General features: G+C 63.6%; 13 protein-coding genes. 9 read left to right on the forward strand and 4 right to left on the reverse strand.

Going from position 1 to position 17,509, the window contains the following annotated elements; all coding sequences use genetic code 11:
* Positions 1-32: 32 nt before the first annotated feature.
* From ABEA02_RS11435 to mnmG, 4 genes are read right to left on the reverse strand one after another with little or no spacing between them, the layout of a single operon-like run.
* Positions 33-539: a GNAT family N-acetyltransferase gene (locus tag ABEA02_RS11435; RefSeq protein ID WP_345533084.1), complete on the reverse strand. Its 507-nt coding sequence runs from the start codon at positions 537-539 to the stop codon at positions 33-35.
* Between the two features lie 10 nt (positions 540-549).
* Positions 550-2,754 (reverse strand): OsmC domain/YcaO domain-containing protein, encoded by a 2,205-nt coding sequence (locus ABEA02_RS11440; RefSeq protein ID WP_345533085.1) that lies wholly within the window; start codon positions 2,752-2,754, stop codon positions 550-552.
* A 20-nt stretch (positions 2,755-2,774) separates the two neighbouring features.
* Positions 2,775-3,302 (reverse strand): GNAT family N-acetyltransferase, encoded by a 528-nt coding sequence (locus tag ABEA02_RS11445; protein ID WP_345533086.1) that lies wholly within the window; start codon positions 3,300-3,302, stop codon positions 2,775-2,777.
* Positions 3,299-5,221 carry a tRNA uridine-5-carboxymethylaminomethyl(34) synthesis enzyme MnmG gene (mnmG, locus tag ABEA02_RS11450; protein WP_345533087.1) on the reverse strand — a complete coding sequence of 641 codons (1,923 nt, stop codon included), beginning with the start codon at positions 5,219-5,221 and terminating at the stop codon, positions 3,299-3,301. The genes ABEA02_RS11445 and mnmG overlap by 4 nt, the downstream gene beginning before the upstream one ends.
* Before the next feature lie 213 nt (positions 5,222-5,434).
* Between mnmG and ABEA02_RS11455 the strand changes: the two genes are divergently transcribed.
* The 9 genes from ABEA02_RS11455 to ABEA02_RS11495 all read left to right on the forward strand — a co-directional run bounded on the left by ABEA02_RS11455 (position 5,435) and on the right by ABEA02_RS11495 (position 17,499).
* The gene (locus tag ABEA02_RS11455) at positions 5,435-6,268 is read left to right on the forward strand and encodes a helix-turn-helix transcriptional regulator (protein ID WP_345533088.1); all 834 of its coding nucleotides are present in this window, start codon (positions 5,435-5,437) and stop codon (positions 6,266-6,268) included.
* Between the two features lie 123 nt (positions 6,269-6,391).
* Positions 6,392-7,369: an MBL fold metallo-hydrolase gene (locus tag ABEA02_RS11460; protein WP_345533089.1), complete on the forward strand. Its 978-nt coding sequence runs from the start codon at positions 6,392-6,394 to the stop codon at positions 7,367-7,369.
* Positions 7,370-7,435: 66 nt separating this feature from the next.
* Positions 7,436-8,122, forward strand: a complete 687-nt coding sequence (gene creB, locus ABEA02_RS11465; RefSeq protein ID WP_345533090.1) for a two-component system response regulator CreB — start codon at positions 7,436-7,438, stop codon at positions 8,120-8,122.
* 271 nt (positions 8,123-8,393) lie between these two features.
* Positions 8,394-9,815: a two-component system sensor histidine kinase CreC gene (gene creC / locus ABEA02_RS11470; protein WP_345533091.1), complete on the forward strand. Its 1,422-nt coding sequence runs from the start codon at positions 8,394-8,396 to the stop codon at positions 9,813-9,815.
* Positions 9,816-9,978: 163 nt separating this feature from the next.
* The gene (bchE, locus tag ABEA02_RS11475; protein WP_345533092.1) at positions 9,979-11,565 is read left to right on the forward strand and encodes a magnesium-protoporphyrin IX monomethyl ester anaerobic oxidative cyclase; all 1,587 of its coding nucleotides are present in this window, start codon (positions 9,979-9,981) and stop codon (positions 11,563-11,565) included.
* A gap of 103 nt (positions 11,566-11,668) precedes the next feature.
* Complete coding sequence (gene creD / locus ABEA02_RS11480; RefSeq protein WP_345533093.1) at positions 11,669-13,012, forward strand: cell envelope integrity protein CreD; 1,344 nt, start codon at positions 11,669-11,671, stop codon at positions 13,010-13,012.
* Positions 13,013-13,078: 66 nt separating this feature from the next.
* Positions 13,079-13,864, forward strand: coding sequence for a DUF4184 family protein (locus ABEA02_RS11485; protein WP_345533095.1), 786 nt, complete (start codon positions 13,079-13,081; stop codon positions 13,862-13,864).
* Positions 13,865-13,958: 94 nt separating this feature from the next.
* A complete protein-coding gene (locus tag ABEA02_RS11490; protein ID WP_345533096.1) occupies positions 13,959-14,942 on the forward strand; it encodes a helix-turn-helix transcriptional regulator in 984 nt (327 codons plus the stop codon).
* Between the two features lie 244 nt (positions 14,943-15,186).
* Complete coding sequence (locus ABEA02_RS11495) at positions 15,187-17,499, forward strand: hypothetical protein (RefSeq protein WP_345533097.1); 2,313 nt, start codon at positions 15,187-15,189, stop codon at positions 17,497-17,499.
* The last annotated feature ends 10 nt before the right edge of the window (positions 17,500-17,509 follow it).

A 17,509-nucleotide genomic window follows, 5' to 3' on the forward strand; every position in this document is an offset into this window, starting at 1 on the left:
GGGGAATTGCTTCGACAGCCTTGCCTCCGCACTCAATTTGTCGCCGCGCTCAGAAGTTTCTCCATGAAGATCTCGGCGACGTTGTTGTTGTTGTATTTCGGGATCTCGTAGAAGCCAAATTTCCTGAAAACGATCAGCGCTGCCTCGGACTTCTTCATCGTGTCCAACCTGACCCTGCGCAACCCGCTCTCTCTGGCCACGTTGATGGCGTGGTGCATCAGGTCACCGCCTATTCCCCGCCGCTGGTATGAGGGCAGTACGAAGTAGCGTTTGATCTCTCCGATGCCCGCGTCGGGGTCGAGGGCTCTCAATGCAATGCTGCCGACAATCGCGTCGTCGTTCTTCACAACCCAAAGGTCGCCTCCGCAATCCTTGTATGCGGTTTTAACGTTGGCAATGTCTGGCGGCAGTTTGCTGCGGTCGAATTTGTAACCGCGGGACTCCTGCATGATCTGAAGGAATGCCTCCAGCGCGCCCTGCATCTCCGGTCTGAACGACACCAGGTTCATCAGCTCACCCTTGAAGACTTTGTGGCGCAATACGCTTCGTCTATTGACGCCCTGCGCCCACCGCCTTCGCACGCGCCGCATGCAGCTTGCGGTAGCTGTCAAGCAGGCGCTGATGCCGGTCCAGCCCCTCGAGCTTCATGCTGGTCGGCGTGAGGCCATGGAAGCGCACGCTGCCGTTGGCCGAGCCGATGGCGGCATCCATGCGCGCGTCGCCAAACATGCGGCGGAAGGCGGGCTCGTAATCGGCGAGCTCCAGCTCGTCATCGAGCAGCACTTCAAGCACCACGTTCAAGGCCTGGTAGAACAGGCCGCGCTCGACGGTGTTCTCGTTGTATTGCAGGAATGACTCCACGAGATCCTTGGCGGCATCGAGCTGCTGCAAAGCGAGATTGATCAAGAGCTTCAGTTCAAGAATCGTCAGCTGCCCCCAGTCGGTGTTCTCGTCGAACTCCACGCCGATGAGGGTAATGATGTCCATCTGCTCATCAAGCTCGCTTTCCTCCAGCCGTTCGAGCAGGGCTTCGAGTGCGTCGTCATCGAGGCGATGCAGGTTGAGGATGTCTTCGCGGAAGGCGAGCGCCTTGTTGGTGTTGTCCCAGATCAGGTCTTCGACCGGATACACCTCGGAATAGCCGGGCACGAGGATGCGGCAAGCCTGGGCGCCCAAGTGGTCGTACACCGCCATGTAGACCTCCTTGTCCATCGCCTCACAGATGCCGAACAGCGTCGCCGCCATGTCCTCGTTCGAGGCCTTGCCCGCGTCGGTGAAGTCCCACTCGACGAATTCGTAGTCGTGCTTTGCGCTGAAGAAGCGCCAGGACACCACGCCGCTGGAATCGATGAAATGCTCGACGAAGTTGTTGGGCTCGGTCACCGCATTGCTCTCGAAGGTGGGCGGAGGCAGATCGTTCAAACCCTCGAAACTGCGCCCCTGCAGCAGCTCGGTGAGGCTGCGTTCCAGCGCCACCTCGAAACTGGGGTGCGCACCGAATGACGCGAACACCCCACCCGTGCGCGGGTTCATCAGGGTGACGCACATCACCGGGTACTCCCCGCCCAGTGAGGCATCCTTCACCAGCACCGGAAAGCCCTGTTCCTCCAGCCCCTTGATGCCGGCCACGATGCCGGGGTACTTCGCCAGCACGTCCTGCGGCACATCGGGCAGCGCGATTTCGCCTTCGAGGATTTCGCGCTTCACCGCGCGCTCGAAAATTTCCGACAGGCACTGCACCTGCGCCTCGGCCAGCGTGTTGCCCGCGCTCATGCCATTGCTGAGGAAGAGGTTGTCGATCAGGTTGGCGGGGAAGTACACCACCTCGCCGTCACTTTGCCGCACATAGGGCAGCGCGCAGATGCCCCGCTCGACGTTGCCGGAGTTGGTGTCGTACAGATGCGAGCCACGCAACTCGCCATCGGCGTTGTAGATCGCGAGACAGTATTCATCGAGCAAGCCCTTGGGCAGCGCATCCTTCTTGCCCGGCTTGAACCAGCGCTCCTCGGGGTAATGCACGAAGGGCGCATTGGCAAACTCTTCGCCCCAGTACTGGTCGTTGTAGAAGTGGTTGCAGCTTGTGCGCTCGATGTATTCGCCCAGGGCGGACGCCAGCGCGCTTTCCTTGGTGGCGCCCTTGCCATTCGTGAAGCACATCGGCGAATGCGCATCGCGGATGTGCAGCGACCACACGTTGGGCACGATGTTGCGCCAGGACGCGATCTCGACTTTGATGCCCAGATTCGCCAGCAGGGCCGACATGTTGGCGATCGTCTCTTCGAGCGGCAGATCCTTGCCCGCGATGCGCGTGCTCGTGCCCTCGGCACTCGGCAACAGCAAGGCCTGCGCGTCGGCATCGAGATTCTCGACTTCCTCGATGATGAAGTCGGGCATGTTCTGCACCACACGCTTCACCGTGCAACGGTCGATGGACCGCAGGATGCCCACGCGGTCTTTCTCCGAGATATCCGGCGGCAGCTCGATCTGGATCTTGAAGGTCTGCTTGTAGCGGTTCTCCGGATCGACGATGTTGTTGTGCGACAGGCGCATGTGCTCGGTCGGAATGCCGCGCGTGTCGCAATACGCCTTCACGAAGTAGGCCGCGCACAAGGCGGAGGAGGCGAGGAAGTAATCGAACGGCCCCGGCGCCGAGCCGTCGCCCTTGTAGCGGATGGGCTGGTCGGCAATGACCGTGAAGTCGTCGAACTTCGCTTCCTGGCGAAGCTTGTCGAGAAAATTGACTTTGATTTCCATGAGGATTCCAGAAAGGGCTTTCAGGCGCGCGGTTTGTCGAGTCGGTAGAAAGCGTAAGGAACGGAAAGCCCCGCCAGAGTGCGCACTTCTTCATGGCTGAAGCGGGCACCGATCTTCTCTGCCGCGCGACGCGAGCGCAGATTGCTGCTGCCGATGTGAAGCCATACGGTATCCACATGCCCAAAAGCATGGTCGAGCATGAGACGCTTCATCTCGGAATTGGCTGCTCCGCCCCAGTGGCTGCGAGCGAGAAAGGTGTAACCGATGGCAACTTCGCGTCGATCCGGGTTCCAGTCGTAATAGCGTGAAGAGCCGATGATGCCGCCTCCGAGCTTGTCAATGACGATCAAGGCGCCCGGAGAGGAAATGGCACCCGCGAAAAAATTCGCCAGAAAGATTTCGCGACGATGACGCTGCGGATCCGGGTGTTGCGCCCAGATCAGTGGGTCAGCGGCAGCCGCGTAGAGCTGCTCGAAATCGTCCTCGCTTATCGGACGCAAACTGAGTTGCGCACCCTCAAGCCAAGGGCGGAAATCGAACGTGCTCATGCGGCATGGTCGGACGCTTTGACGAGCAACTCACCCCGCTTGAGCCACACCAGCAGGATGCCAATCGCCGCCGGCGTCATGCCTTGGATGCGCGAGGCCTGGCCGATGGTTTCGGGCTTCTGCTGGTTGAGCTTGCCTTGCAGTTCGCGGGACAACCCGGGGATGCCGGTGTAGTCCATGTCGGCGGGCAAGCGGGTGTTTTCCTGCGTCGCCGCGCGGGCGACTTCGTCCTGCTGGCGGTCGATGTAGCCCTGGTACTTCGACGAGATCTCGACCTGCTCGATGACGTCGGCTTCGGTCAGCGGATCAGTCGGCGCACCGGACAAGGCCATCAGCTGTGCGTAGCTCACGTTGGGGCGACGCAGCAGGTTGAAATAGTTGTACTCGCGTTCGAGCGCCTGGCCGAAGGTGGCGTTCATCTCGTCAGCGGTGAGGTGCTGCGGGCGCGCCCATATCGTCTTGAGGCGCGCGACTTCGGCTTCGATGGCGTCGCGCTTGCGGCAGAAGGCGTCCCAGCGGCGGTCGTCGACGAGACCCAGGCGGCGGCCATGTTCGGTGAGGCGCAGGTCGGCATTGTCTTCGCGCAGCTGCAGGCGGAATTCGGCGCGCGAGGTGAACATGCGGTAGGGCTCGGAAACGCCACGCGTGATGAGGTCGTCAACGAGCACGCCGAGGTAAGCCTCGTCACGACGCGGGCACCACGGCTCCTTGCCCTGCGCCTGCAAGGCCGCGTTGGCGCCGGCGAGCAGGCCTTGTGCGGCGGCCTCTTCGTAACCCGTCGTGCCGTTGATCTGGCCGGCGAAGAAGAGGCCGGCAATGCTCTTGGTTTCCAGCGAGGACTTGAGGTTACGCGGGTCGAAGTAGTCGTACTCGATGGCGTAGCCGGGTCTCAATATGTGAGCATTCTCCAGGCCACGGATGGAATGCACGATGTCGAGCTGCACGTCGAAGGGCAGCGATGTCGAGATGCCGTTCGGGTAGAACTCGTGCGTCGTCAGCCCTTCCGGTTCGAGGAAGATGTTGTGGCTGTCCTTGTCGGCGAAGCGGTGGATCTTGTCTTCGATCGACGGACAGTAGCGCGGGCCGACGCCTTCGATGACGCCGCAGTACATGGGCGAGCGGTCGAGGTTGGCGCGGATGATGTCGTGCGTGCGCGTGTTGGTGTGCGTGATCCAGCAGGGCAATTGTTTGGGGTGCTGGGCGCGCGAGCCGAGAAATGAAAACACCGGCTCGGGATCGTCGCCGGGCTGTTCCTGCATCACCGAAAAGTCGATGGTCTTGCCGTCGATGCGAGGCGGTGTGCCGGTCTTCAGGCGGCCGACCGGCAGCTGCATTTCACGCAGGCGGTGCGACAGCGTGATAGCCGGCGGATCACCCGCGCGGCCGGCCGAGTGATTCTGCAGGCCGATGTGCACGAGGCCGTTGAGGAAGGTGCCGGCTGTGAGCACGACGGTCTTGCCACGGAACAGGATGCCGGTCTGCGTGACCACTCCCGACACGCGCTCGCCATCGAGCGCGATGTCGTCGACGGCTTGCTGGAACAGGGTGAGGTTGGGCTGGTTCTCGAGTCGGCGGCGGATCGCGGCCTTGTAGAGGATGCGGTCTGCCTGCGCGCGCGTCGCGCGAACGGCCGGGCCCTTGCTGCTGTTGAGCGTGCGGAACTGGATGCCGCCTTCGTCCGTCGCCTCGGCCATCGCGCCGCCGAGCGCGTCCACTTCCTTGACGAGGTGGCCCTTGCCGATGCCGCCGATCGAGGGGTTGCAGCTCATCTGGCCGAGCGTCTCGATGTTGTGGCTCAGCAAAAGCGTCTTCACGCCTGTGCGTGCGGCCGCCAATGCGGCTTCGGTACCGGCGTGGCCGCCACCGACGACGATGACGTCGAAGTGATCGGGGAACGTAGTGGCAATCGTGGAAGTCATGACAACAACAATCGGGTGCCTCTTGTGGGCACCCGCATCTCTGCTCGGGAAGCCCGGATGATACTGCCGAGGGGCTAGAAATCCTAGATGAAACAGGAACTTGTTGGCATTTCCGAGCGCCGGTACCGATTGCAAGGCGCAATCGCTTGCAGAAGCGCTTCGGTCAATCCCGCGTGCTAAGGTTGGCTACACCCCTGCCGGAGCCCCCTTCTGATGAATGCCGCACTGCCACCGCGCGATCTCCTCCTCAGCCGCCTGCTGGAACTGAGCCAACAGGATGGCGGCAAGCCCTGCGTCTGTGTGCGTTCGGTGCATGCACATCAGATCAAATCAGTCGAGATTGATCGGCCGACCCTCATCCTGCCCTTGCGCGGCACCAAGCGTGTTCGCGAGCACGAGAACTGGGTGCAGGTGGTGCCCGGCGAAGGCCTGCTGGTGCCTGGTGCGCGGCATGTGGATATGGAGAACATCCCCGAATCGCCGGCCGAGCCCTACGAAGCCGTCGCTATCGGGCTGGAGGCGCATGTGCTGGCCTCGGCGCGCCAGTTGCTGGCCGACGTGCAGTTCCCCGCGCCGGGTCCGTTGGTGCAGGTTCCGCTGGACTCGCTCTGCGACGCTCTGTTCAGCTGGCTCGACCACACATTGCGAGGCGATAAGGTTTTGGCCTGCCACGCGATGACGGGTGTGGTGCTGCGACTGCATGCACTAGGGTATGGTGGCCTGCTGGCGGCGACCGCGCCGACGCTGGCCCAACGCATCCGCGACATGGTGCTGGCTGACCCTTCGCGCGACTGGAGTTCGCCAGACCTGGAAGCCGCGCTTGGCATGAGCGGCGCCACCCTGAGGCGCCAGCTGGCTGCCGCCGGCACTTCGCTGCGTGACATCATCGCCAGCGCGCGCCTGGCGCAGGCCCTGACGCTGCTGATCAGCACACGGCTGCCGGTAAAGTCGGTCGCACAACGTGTGGGTTACGCCTCGGCCGCAAGTTTCAGCAAGCGCTTTACCGAGCGCTACGGCGTCGAGCCCTCGCGCGTCAGCTCGGCCTGAGGCCCGTGAGCGCGGGCTGATCGTTTCGCGTGCGATTCTGAGCGTTTCGCATCGGGGGACGGTTCTACACTGAACCTCATCCCGCCTCGCCGGGACAACCCGATTGTCATTCCGGAGAATTTCATGCCTTCCCTTTCCCTGCTCGTACGTCGCGGGCTGCTTACAGCGCTGTTTGCCTGCGGAGCCCTCGCCGTCAATGCCGCACCCACGCCCGTCAAGACCCAGGTCCCAGGCTACTACCGCCTCGCCGTCGGTGACTTCGAGGTCACCGCGCTGTACGACGGCTACGTTGACCTCGACACCAAGTTGCTCAAAGGTATGCGCGCCGAACAGGTGCAAAGCCTGCTGGCGCGCATGTTCCTGCAATCGAACAAAGGCGTTCAGACCGCAGTGAATGCCTATCTCATCAACACCGGCAGCAACCTGGTTCTGGTCGACGCCGGCTCGGCAAGCTGCTTCGGGCCAACACTGGGGCAGGTGCAGGACAACATCCGCGCCGCCGGCTATAAGCCCGAAGACGTCGACACGGTGCTGCTGACCCACCTGCATCCCGACCACCTCTGTGGCGTGCTGGACAAAGCTGGCAAGCCAGCGTTCCCGAATGCCACGGTCTGGGCCGGACAGGAAGACGTCGACTTCTGGCTCAACGACAAAGTCGCGGCTGCAGCGCCAGAAGGCAACAAGCCCTTCTTCCAGATGGCCATGGCGGCCGCAAAACCCTATCTGGACGCCGGCAGATTCCGCGGCTACAAGGCAGGTGAATTGCTGCTACCGGGCGTCAGCGTCGTGCATACCCCAGGCCACACACCGGGGCACAACTCCTACCTCATAAGCTCCAAGTCGCAACAACTCCTGGTGCTGGGCGACATCGTGCACAGCCATTCGGTGCAGTTCCTCCACCCGGAGGTGTCGCTGGAATTCGACGTGGATCAGAAAGCCGCCATCGCCACCCGCAAGGCCCTCTTCAAACGTGCCGCCAAGGCCGGCTGGGGCATCGCGGGCGCCCACCTGCCCTTCCCGGGGCTCGGCCATATCCGCAAGGATGCCAAGGGCTACGCGTGGGTACCGGTGGAGTTCGGGCCGATCCGCAACGATCGCTGAGTCTCGCAACACCGCGTCAAGCCAAAGCATCCGGCGGAGTAAGATCGCAACTCCGCCGGATGCCGCATGACTAGCCAGATCCTCATCGTCGAAGACGAACCCGCCATTGCCGACACGCTTTGCTACGCTCTGCGCAGCGAGGGTTTCGCGCCGCAGTGGGTGGCGACGGGCGAAGCGGGGCTGCAGGCCGTGGCGGCTGAAAAGCCAGCGCTTGTGATCCTTGATGTGGGCCTGCCCGATCTGTCGGGCTTCGAGGTGTGCCGGCGCATTCGTGCGGCCAGTGAATCGCTGCCGGTGATGTTCCTCACCGCGCGCAGCGAGGAGATCGACCGGGTGCTGGGTTTCGAGATCGGGGCGGATGATTACGTGCTGAAACCCTTCAGCCCGCGCGAGGTGGTGGCGCGGGTGCGGGTGATTCTGCGGCGCCAGGGTGCGAATGCCTGCACGACGACGGCCGCCATTGCAAACGACGGCTTGCAGCTCGACGAGGCCGCCGCGCGCATCAGCTGGCAGGGCACGGCGCTGGGACTGACGCGCTTCGAGTACCTGTTGCTGCGTCACCTGATGAAGCACCCGGCGCAGGTGTTCTCGCGCGATCAGCTGCTGGATGCGGTTTGGGGCAGCGAGCGCGACAGCACTGACCGCACCGTCGATACGCACGTGAAGACCCTGCGCGCCAAACTGCGTGCGGCCTCGCCCGAGGCCGATCTGATCGCTACGCATCGCGGGCTGGGCTACTCACTGCAAGCATGAGCGTCCTTTGTTTCGTCATTCCCGCCAACATTACAGTCGGCAACGCCGCAGTTCGCTCCCCTCCACTGCTTGCGGGGCGAAGCAGGGGTTTCGAGTTGCATGCAACTCGCGTGCGCAGCCGGTTGGCAATGCCATGCCAACCGTGGGGCGCGGAGCGGGGGTTGGGGGAGAGGGCATTGGCGGGAATCCAGTGTCGTTATCGCAAGCTTGCAAAGTCGCTGGATTCCCGCCTTCGCGGGAATGACGGCATTACGCGTGAAGGGGTTCGGCGATGAACCTGCCCCTGCGCGTGCTGCTCGGCTACTTTATGGTGCTGGGGCTGGCCGCGTTCTTCGTGCTGCGCATCTTCGTCAATGAAGTGCGGCCCGGCGTGCGCGAGACGATTGAAGAAACCATGATCGACGCGGCCAACATGCTGGCCGTGATGGCGGCCGACGACATGAAGGCTGGCCGCATTGCCAACGGACGCTTTGCACAACAGCTCGATGAATACCGCCATCGCGAGATCGACGCGCCGGTGTGGCATTTCCGCAAGCAGACACTCGACTTCCGCGTGCTGGTGACCGACGACAAGGGCATCGTGCTGCTGGATACCGACAAGGTCGCTGTGGGCCTGGACCACTCGCGCTGGAACGACGTCTACAAGACGCTGCTTGGCGAATATGGCGCGCGCTCAACGCGCACCGACCCCAAGGACGACCGCAGCAACGTCTTTCACGTCGCGGCACCCATCACCGACCAGGGCCGCATCATCGGCGTGCTGACCGTCGCCAAGCCCATCGCCAGCGTGGAACCCATCATCACGAGGAGCGAGCAGGCGATCGTGCGCGAAGGCGCCTGGCTGCTGGGCGGCTCGGCCCTTATCGGTCTCGCGGTGACGCTGTGGCTGATGGGCTCGATTGGCCGGCTGCGCGCCTATGCGCGCGACGTGGCAGCCGGCAAGCGGGTGCCCCCACCCACGGGTGGCGGCAAACAATTGAGCGAGCTGGCGCTGGCCATGGACGCGATGCGCGCCGAGCTGGACGGCAAGCAGTACGTCGAACGTTACGTGCAGGCGTTGACGCACGAGCTGAAGAGCCCGCTGGCTGCGTTGCGCGGGGCTGGCGAGATTCTCGCCGAGCCGGATCTGCCGACAGCCGAACGCGCGCGCTTCGCCAGCCACGTGCTGGAGCAGGGTGCGCGCATGCAGCAGAGCATCGAACGCATGCTGGCGCTCTCGCAGCTGGAAGCACGACAGTCGCTGGATCATGCCGAAACGCTGCAATTTGACGTCCTGATCGCCGAAGTTCTGGAAACAAGACGCGGGCGCGCCGACGCCGCCAACATCCACTTCTGCAGCGAAATACAGCCCTGCAAGCTGCGCGGAGAACGTGACCGGCTGGCACTCGCGATCGGCAATCTTGTCGACAACGCGCTCGATCATGCGCCGAATGCTAGCGAAATAGCCGTCAAATTGTCAGAAGTGGATGGCTTCGCCATGCTCACCCTGCACAACGAAGGCGCGGCCATCCCCGACTACGCCCTGCCTCGCCTGTGCGAGCGCTTCTACGGCCTGCCCAGGCCCGACGGTAGCAAGGGCTCGGGCCTCGGCCTGGCCATCGTGCAGGAGATTGCGGCCCTGCATGGTGGTGAGGTGCGGCTGGACAATGCAGCAAGCGGGGGCGTGATGGCGACGCTGTCGCTGAAGCGCTGAACAGCTGCCCTCCCGGCCCCGCGGGCCGCCCCCTGCCCGGCTGGGAAGGGGGATAAGGAGGTAAGGCGCACTTCACGCTGGCTTCACACAACACACCGGGCGCTCATTTGCGCCTCACTCAGCGCCCGCATGCTCGGTCCCGGATCAAACACCGGAGCCTTGCATGAAGATTGTTCTCGTCAATCCACCGCACACCGCCATCGGCAGCCGCATTCCACGCGAGCACTTGCCACCACTTGGGCTGCTGAGCATAGGCGGCCCCTTGCTGGACGCCGGCTTTGCCGTATCGCTGGTCGACGCGGATCTGGCCGACCTCGCCCTGCCCGCCATCGTTGAAGTCGTGCAGGCTGCAGCGGCCGACGTGGTCATGCTCGGTCACTCCGGCTCCAGCTCGGTGCACGACACCGTGGTCGTGTTGTGCGATCTGCTCAAGGCAGCGAACCCTGAGCTCATCATCGTCTATGGTGGCGTTCATCCCACCTATCACTGGGACGAAATCCTCGCGACCTGCCCGGCAATCGATTTCATCGTGCGCGGCGAGGGCGAAGAGACCGCTACGCGGCTGATGCGCGCGTTGTGCAACGGTACGGCGCTGGCCGACATCGCAGGCATTGCCTACCGGCAGGATGGCGTGCCGGTGGCAAGCGCAGCGGCCACGATGATCATGGATCTCGACAGATTCCGCGTTGGCTGGGAACTGATTGATCACAAACGCTATTCGTACTGGGGCGGCAAGCGTGCCGTGGTGGCGCAGTTCTCGCGTGGTTGCCCCTACCTGTGCAGCTACTGCGGGCAGCGTGGATTCTGGACAACCTGGCGACACCGCGACCCGGTGCGCTTTGCGAAAGAACTGGCGCAGCTGCACCGCGAGCAGGGTGTCGAGCTGATCAACTTTGCCGACGAGTTGCCAACTGGCTCGCGCAAAGCCTGGCGGGCATTCCTCGAGGCCCTGATCGCCGAAGACGTACCCCTGCTGCTCGTCGGTTCGACGCGCGCCAGCGACATTGTGCGCGACGCCGACATCCTGCACCTCTACCGCCGCGCCGGTGTCATCCGCTTCCTGCTGGGCATCGAGAGCTATGACGAAGACATCCTGCGCACGGTGAATAAGGGCTCACACACCAGCGAGGACGCCAAAGCCATCGCTCTGATGCGCCAGCACGGCATCATCTCGATGGCCACGTACGTTGTGGACTTCAAGGAACAGACAGACCGCGACTACTGGCGCTCGTACCGGCACCTGCTGCGCTATGACCCGGATCAGGTGCAGCTGCTCTATGCCACGCCGCACCGCTGGACACCTTACTACGCCACCGTGCAGGACAAGAAGATCATCCAGGCCGACACGCGACGCTGGGACTACAAGCATCAGGTACTGGAGAGCGTGAAGGTCCCGCCCTGGCGGGTCTTCCTGTGGTTCAAGTGCATCGAGGTCGCCATGCAGATGCGGCCCAAGGCGATTGCGCGCGTGCTGCTGCACCCGGATGCCGACTTCCGCCACGCCATGCGCTGGTACACACGCATTGGTCGCCGCGTGTGGTGCCACGAGGTTTTCGAGTTCTTCTTCCGCACCCGCCATCTGCGCATCCGGCCGACTCTGGAACGCTTCCTCGGCAAGTCACTCGCCGAGCGCGAGTACGCCCTGGCACGCCAGCGCAAGTCGCCACAAGCCGTGACGGTCGTGCGCTTCAACGGCCACATCCGCAACGACGCGGCGAACTCTCCAGCTGCACAACTGGAACGCTCGTGATCACAACTTCATCGTCACTTCACACAGCACTCACCGCCCCCTCATTTCTGCCTCACACCCGCGCTGCAAGCTGTCCCCGTCGTATTCAACAACGGGGGAAAACATGAAGGGCTTTGTAACGAAGTTGCTGGTGGTGGGTGTCGTCGGCGTGTTGCTGATGATCGCGGGAATGATGCTGAATTCGGTGGTGCGGGATCGATTGTTCAACCGCCAGCAGGCGCGCGAATCGGTCACCGAGAGCATGGCCGATGCGCAACGCATCGCGGGCGCCAGTCTGGTGATTCCGTATGTCGAGCAGTATCAGGACGTCGAAACTGACCCGGTGACACGTAATTTGCGCACGGTGACACGGCGCGTTGATCACCAGCTGGAAGTATTGCCGGAGCGCACCGACTTCAAGGGCGACATGGTCACCGACCCACGCTACCGCGGCCTGTTCCGTGTCAATGGCTATGTGTTGGGCGCCGCCATGAATGGCGACTTCGACGTTCCGCCGCTCGACAAGCTCACGCGCAACAAGACGGACTCACAGATCAAGCTGGGCACAGCGCGGCTGGTAGTCGGCATCAGCGACCCGCGCGGTCTGCGGCGGCTGGAGATGAAGCTGGACGGCACGCCGTACGCGGTTGAAGCAGGCACGGGCGAAGGCCGCCAGCGGCAGGGCGCGCAGGCACTCATCGAAAACAGCGCGGCTTTGTTCGGTCGCAAGCTGCGTTTTGAAATGAACATCGACCTCGTCGGCACTGACTCGCTGCAGCTCGTGCCGCTGGGCCGCGAGAGCACCGCACGCATCAGCTCGCCCTGGCCGCATCCCTCGTTCGGTGGCCGCTTCCTGCCGGTCGACAAGCAGATCAGCGAGCGCGGCTTCAGTGCCAACTGGCGCGTATCGGCGCTGGCCACCACGGCGCGCAGCACCTGGAAAAACCTCAACGAGACGCCCGATGCCTTCTCGGTGTCACTCATCGACCCGGTCGACATCTACGTGCTCGCCGACCGCGCCAGCAAGTACGCCAGCCTGTTCGTGGCCATCACGCTGGGCGGCTTCCTGCTCTTCGAGCTGTTGCGCAGCCTGCGCCTGCACGCCCTGCACTACCTGCTGGTCGGTGCGGCGCTGCTGATCTTCTTCCTGCTGCTGCTGGGCCTCTCTGAACGCCTCGGCTTCGCCCTGGCCTATGCGGCCGCCAGCACGGCCTGCGTGTTGCTGATCAGCATCTACGCCATGCCGCTGCTGCGCAGTGTGTGGCTCGCAGCAGGCTTCGGCGCGGGTCTCGCGGCGCTCTATGGCGCGCTGTACATGATCCTGATCTCGGAGCAGAACGCGCTGCTGATGGGCTCCCTGCTGCTGTTCGGCCTGCTTGCCGCAGTGATGCTCGGCACGCGCAAGGTGGATTGGCATGCACTGCTGGCGGAACGCGCAGTCCCTGACGTTCTTCCTGCTGAAGACTGATCCGCCCTCCGCCCCTGCCCCTGCCCCGCAAACCCTGCGGGGCGAACACCGCCCGAGAGAGAACACATGCCCTTCACCGTCTCACACATCGCCGCCGTGCTGCCCCTGCGCCGCACGCGCCACGGCCAGCGTCTGCCGATCACGGCCCTGATCATCGGCAGCATGGCGCCGGACTTCGGCTTCCTGATACCCGGCCTTGATCGCAGTCTCAGTCACAGCTTCAGCGGCCTGTTCGCATTCAGCCTGCCCATGGGCTGGCTCGTATGCCTGTTGTGGCGCTACGTGCTGCAGGCGCCCTTGCTGGCCCTGCTGTCACGGCCGCTGGAACGGCGCCTGTACTGCGTGCTGGGTGAGGAAGCACCACGTAGTTTTCTGGTCACCTCGGCAGCCTTGCTGATTGGTGCGGCGAGCCATGTGGTGTGGGATGCCTTTACGCACTTCAATGGTTTCGGTGCGCAATGGATCCCTTTGCTGACCAGACCGGTCGCGACCTGGAGTGGCTTCACGCTGCCTTGGTGCGATCTGTTCCAGCATCTGAGCAGTTTGCTGGGCCTGCTCTACGTCGGCGCCTACGCCTGCCGCTGGCACACGCGTAGCGGCCCGCAGGAGGCCCGTGACAGCCTGCGCCGCACCCTGTGGGGCCTGGCACTCGTCTGCGCGCCTCTGGCGGCCGGATACGCGGCTTTGCTGGCCTGCTTGCCGCCTGCTTCGATACAGGCTGCCGCGGCCTGGGCGGCTGGGCTGATGCTGAAGACCAGCGCGCTTGGCATCCTGATCTACGCGGCTTGCTGGCACGTCCAGCATTTCCGGCGACACAGCGGCGGACTGCGAGGCGCTCCGCGAAGAGTCTGAAGGGCCTTGCTGCTCGCCGCGAGCGGGTGGCGCTGTGAAGACGATGGCTGCCGTTATGATGGAAGCTTCGATCCTTCATGACGCGGAGCCCGGCATGACGCATCCCGATACCGTGACGCTTGCCGGCCTGGGCCAACTGAGTGCGCAGGCCCTGACACTGGGCACCGAGGCGTTTGCGCAGGCCATGTGGGATTGGCTGCGCTCACAGATCCGCCATGACCGTGCCGCGCTGGTCACCTCCGGGCCGGCCGAGCCGGGCTATTTCGACGCGCATTTCCTGGGTTTTCCGGACACGGCCGCGACGCTGGCGAGCTGGGAGTCGGTAGCGCATCTCGACGACGTGACGCCACGCCTGCTGTCGCCGCCGCTGCAGGCACGGCGTCAGGATCGCCGCATGCCGGACCTGTTCGACGAAAAGTACCGACCGCTGCGCGAGCATCTCGAACGGCACGGCATCGAACATGTGATTGCCATCGCGGTACCGGTCGTGGGTGAGCCGCGCGTGATGATGTTCTTCCTGATCCGCAGCACGCCTGAAGATCGCTATGCGGACGCCGAACTGCAGCAGCTGGAATCGCTGGCGCCGCTGGCCTGCAACCTGTTCACCATCCAGCGTGCGGCGATGTTGTGGCGCGCACCGATGCGCAGCGCCGAGCCTGCCGTCGCCATTGCCAACGCACAGGGTCAGCTCTTGCAGACCAGTTCGGCGTTCATGCGGGCCATGTGGCCCGATGCGCCGCCACAGACCAACTATCTTCCCCCGGATTGCTGGCAGGCCCTGCGGGCGGGTCGCTTCTGGCCGTTACCGGATGGCAGGCACCAGCTCAGCGCGCTGGCGATCGAAGCGGACAACTGGCTGCTGCGCGTCAGCACTGGCTCCCGCGCGGCCTTGCTGAGCCGCCGGGAACGCGATATTGCGCTGCGCTTTGCCGAAGGCGCCAGCTACACACGCATTGCCGACGAGACCGGTCTGGCCCCTGCCACGGTGCGCAACCACCTGCGCAACGTCTATCTGAAACTTGAGGTCAGCCACCGCGCAGGTTTGATTGCTGCGCTGGATGGCTTGCGGCAAACCTGAGCAAGCTGGCCCGGATCACGCCAGCACGCTACCCAGACGGGCAATCAGGGCTGGATTGATGCAATTGCATCATTGCTGACCTGCCCCACACACCCTAGCCTGACAGCATTCCAGAACAAGGCTGGCAGCGCACGACGCTCGGCCAATACACAGATGTCATGCCGGTGACGGTCATGACACCGACGGAGAGTGTGTGATGAATGCCGGGACTGTTATTCGGGGAGCCCTGTGCAGGGCAGGGTGGATGCTGCTGATTACCTTGCTGGCTGCCTGTGGCGGCGGCGGTGGTGGCGGTGGCGGGAGCACTACTGGCTCTGCCGGCAGCGGCGCAAGCAGCAGCGCCCCGACCAGCGTGGCGGGCGGGCAAAGCAGCACCCAGAACATTGGTAGCGCCGGTGGCAGTGTGACGCTGACCACCAGCGAAGGCGTGCAGTTCGCCCTGCAGATTCCGGCCGGGGCACTCAGCGCTTCGACGACCATCACACTCAGCACGGCGTCAGCCACCGCCTCGCAGCGCTTTCACCTGCGTCTGCTGCCGGAGGGTCTGGTCCTGCAGGGCGGCAAGCAGGCGACACTGACAGTAACCCTGCCGGCGAACCTCAGCCTGCCCGCCAAGGGCGGCCTGGGTTATGACGGCGTACCGGTGCCCTACACGCATCCAGGCGCGACGCAATGGCAGATCCAGCTCGCGCAGTTCGCCGGGACGACGGCAATCGCCGGTTCACTGGAAAAGCTGTCGGGCTGGTTGACCAAGCAGATGCCTGCACTGACCACGATGACGACGACTGCTACGCCCTGCAACGGCGTACCGGCAATCGGTGACTTTACGGACGGCGGGCTGACGGCTGCCGAAGTAGTCAGTGCCGAGAAGTACGGAGAGTGCATGGTCGGCGCCGTCCAGGCGCTTGCCAACACCGGCCAGTACGCCGAGGCCGTGAAGCTGGCGAGTGCAACGGCGGCTTACCTGCAATCCACGGCTGCGAGTGGCGCGGATGGCTTCATTGCCCAGGCCAGCGCGGCTGCCTGCGCGGCCTATCGCAATGTGCTCGACAATGCGCTGGCCACCACCGTCAGCAGTATGGGTACGCTGAACACCCTGGTGCGTCCCATCCTGTTCTGGGAAACGGCGGTGGAACAGCTGGGTGCTTCCTGCAGCAATGTGAGCAGTACCGAATACCAGACGGTCATCAATGCCAAGGTCGCCGAAGCGAAGGCCCACTACGCGAGCCAGAAGGCATCGATCAACAATGTCGACGACGCCAGCTACAGCGCTGCCGTGACGGAAGCCAAGGCCAGCCAGATGACGATGACACAAGCTCTGTCATTGCAGCCGGGCGCGACAGTCAGCGCGACTGTTGATCAAGCCATCAAGCAAACCGCGCAACCGGCTTTGCTCGACGCCATCCTGCAAGCCCCCTGGAAGAAGTGCCAGGACTCCGGCGACTACGCGGGGCTGATCGACCTCATGCTGGTAATGGACAGCCCTGCTGCGGTCAAATCGGCCGCGCAGTACTGCGGCACCACGCTGAACGCCGAGGCGCGGGAGAGCAGCGGCGCCGTGGCGAGCAACTTGTCGCCAACACTGGGCGGCAGCATTTCGAACGGCGTCACTCGCGCTACGGCGCAGGGTTATCTGCTCGATGTGCCGAAAGATGGGCGCATATCGCTGTCTGGCCCGATACGCACATTGCAGTGCCCGGCAGGCCTCTCAAGCGCCGGTGAAACCCTGGAAGTCCGCTTCAATGGCGTGCTGGTGCAAACCCTCGCAACGGGGCCCTACCTTTCCAGCGGTATCGAGCTGTCTGTCACCGCGCTGCTCAACGGCGCAGGTTTGACGGCGGAGAGTTTCACGGATGGCTTGCTGACCATCTCTCGTACCGGGACGCCTTGCGCCGGCTTCTGGGGAATTGGCCCCGTAGAGTTGATCCGCTTGAACATCACGCCGACAGGTGACGTCGCCGTGTTCGAGGTGCACGCGTACACCGAATATCGCGGCATCTATCCCGCTGCGGGCGGAAGCTGTGGTGCTAGCTACACCTACACCGACATTCCGAGTGAGGTCACGGAGCGCTTCCATCTGACCTTTCCCAAGGACGGCAGTACCGGCAAGTTGCGACGCATGAACAGGCAATCAGCATGGTGGGTTGGCGGTGCCACCATCGACCGGATCCTGCTGTCGTCGGCCTGGGATGAAATGTTCAGCAGCCTCCCCCATCTGTCACCGCTTCCGGATGGCAGCTATCCCTGGCAGTGGACGAGCGCACCGAACTTCGACACGACCATACAGAGAGCGATCTCTTTCAATTACACGCCCGGCGCGACCAGCTTCCGGCAGGGTGTTGCCGATCTGGTCTATGACGAGGCGAGCACCACAATCATTCCGCCCTTCCATCCCGGAGAGCCCACCATCACGGTGAAGGATCTGTATCGAAACAAGTGGAAACTGACGATCAATGGCAACACTGCGCAAATCCTTGAAGACCCCCAGTGGTTTCACAATGGCGTGCGTATCGATTGCCGGCCCTGGCGACAATTCGAAGCGCGGCGTATCCGCTGAGCTGTCCGTT

This window comes from Viridibacterium curvum, from assembly GCF_039544165.1.
GTDB lineage: Bacteria > Pseudomonadota > Gammaproteobacteria > Burkholderiales > Rhodocyclaceae > Viridibacterium > Viridibacterium curvum.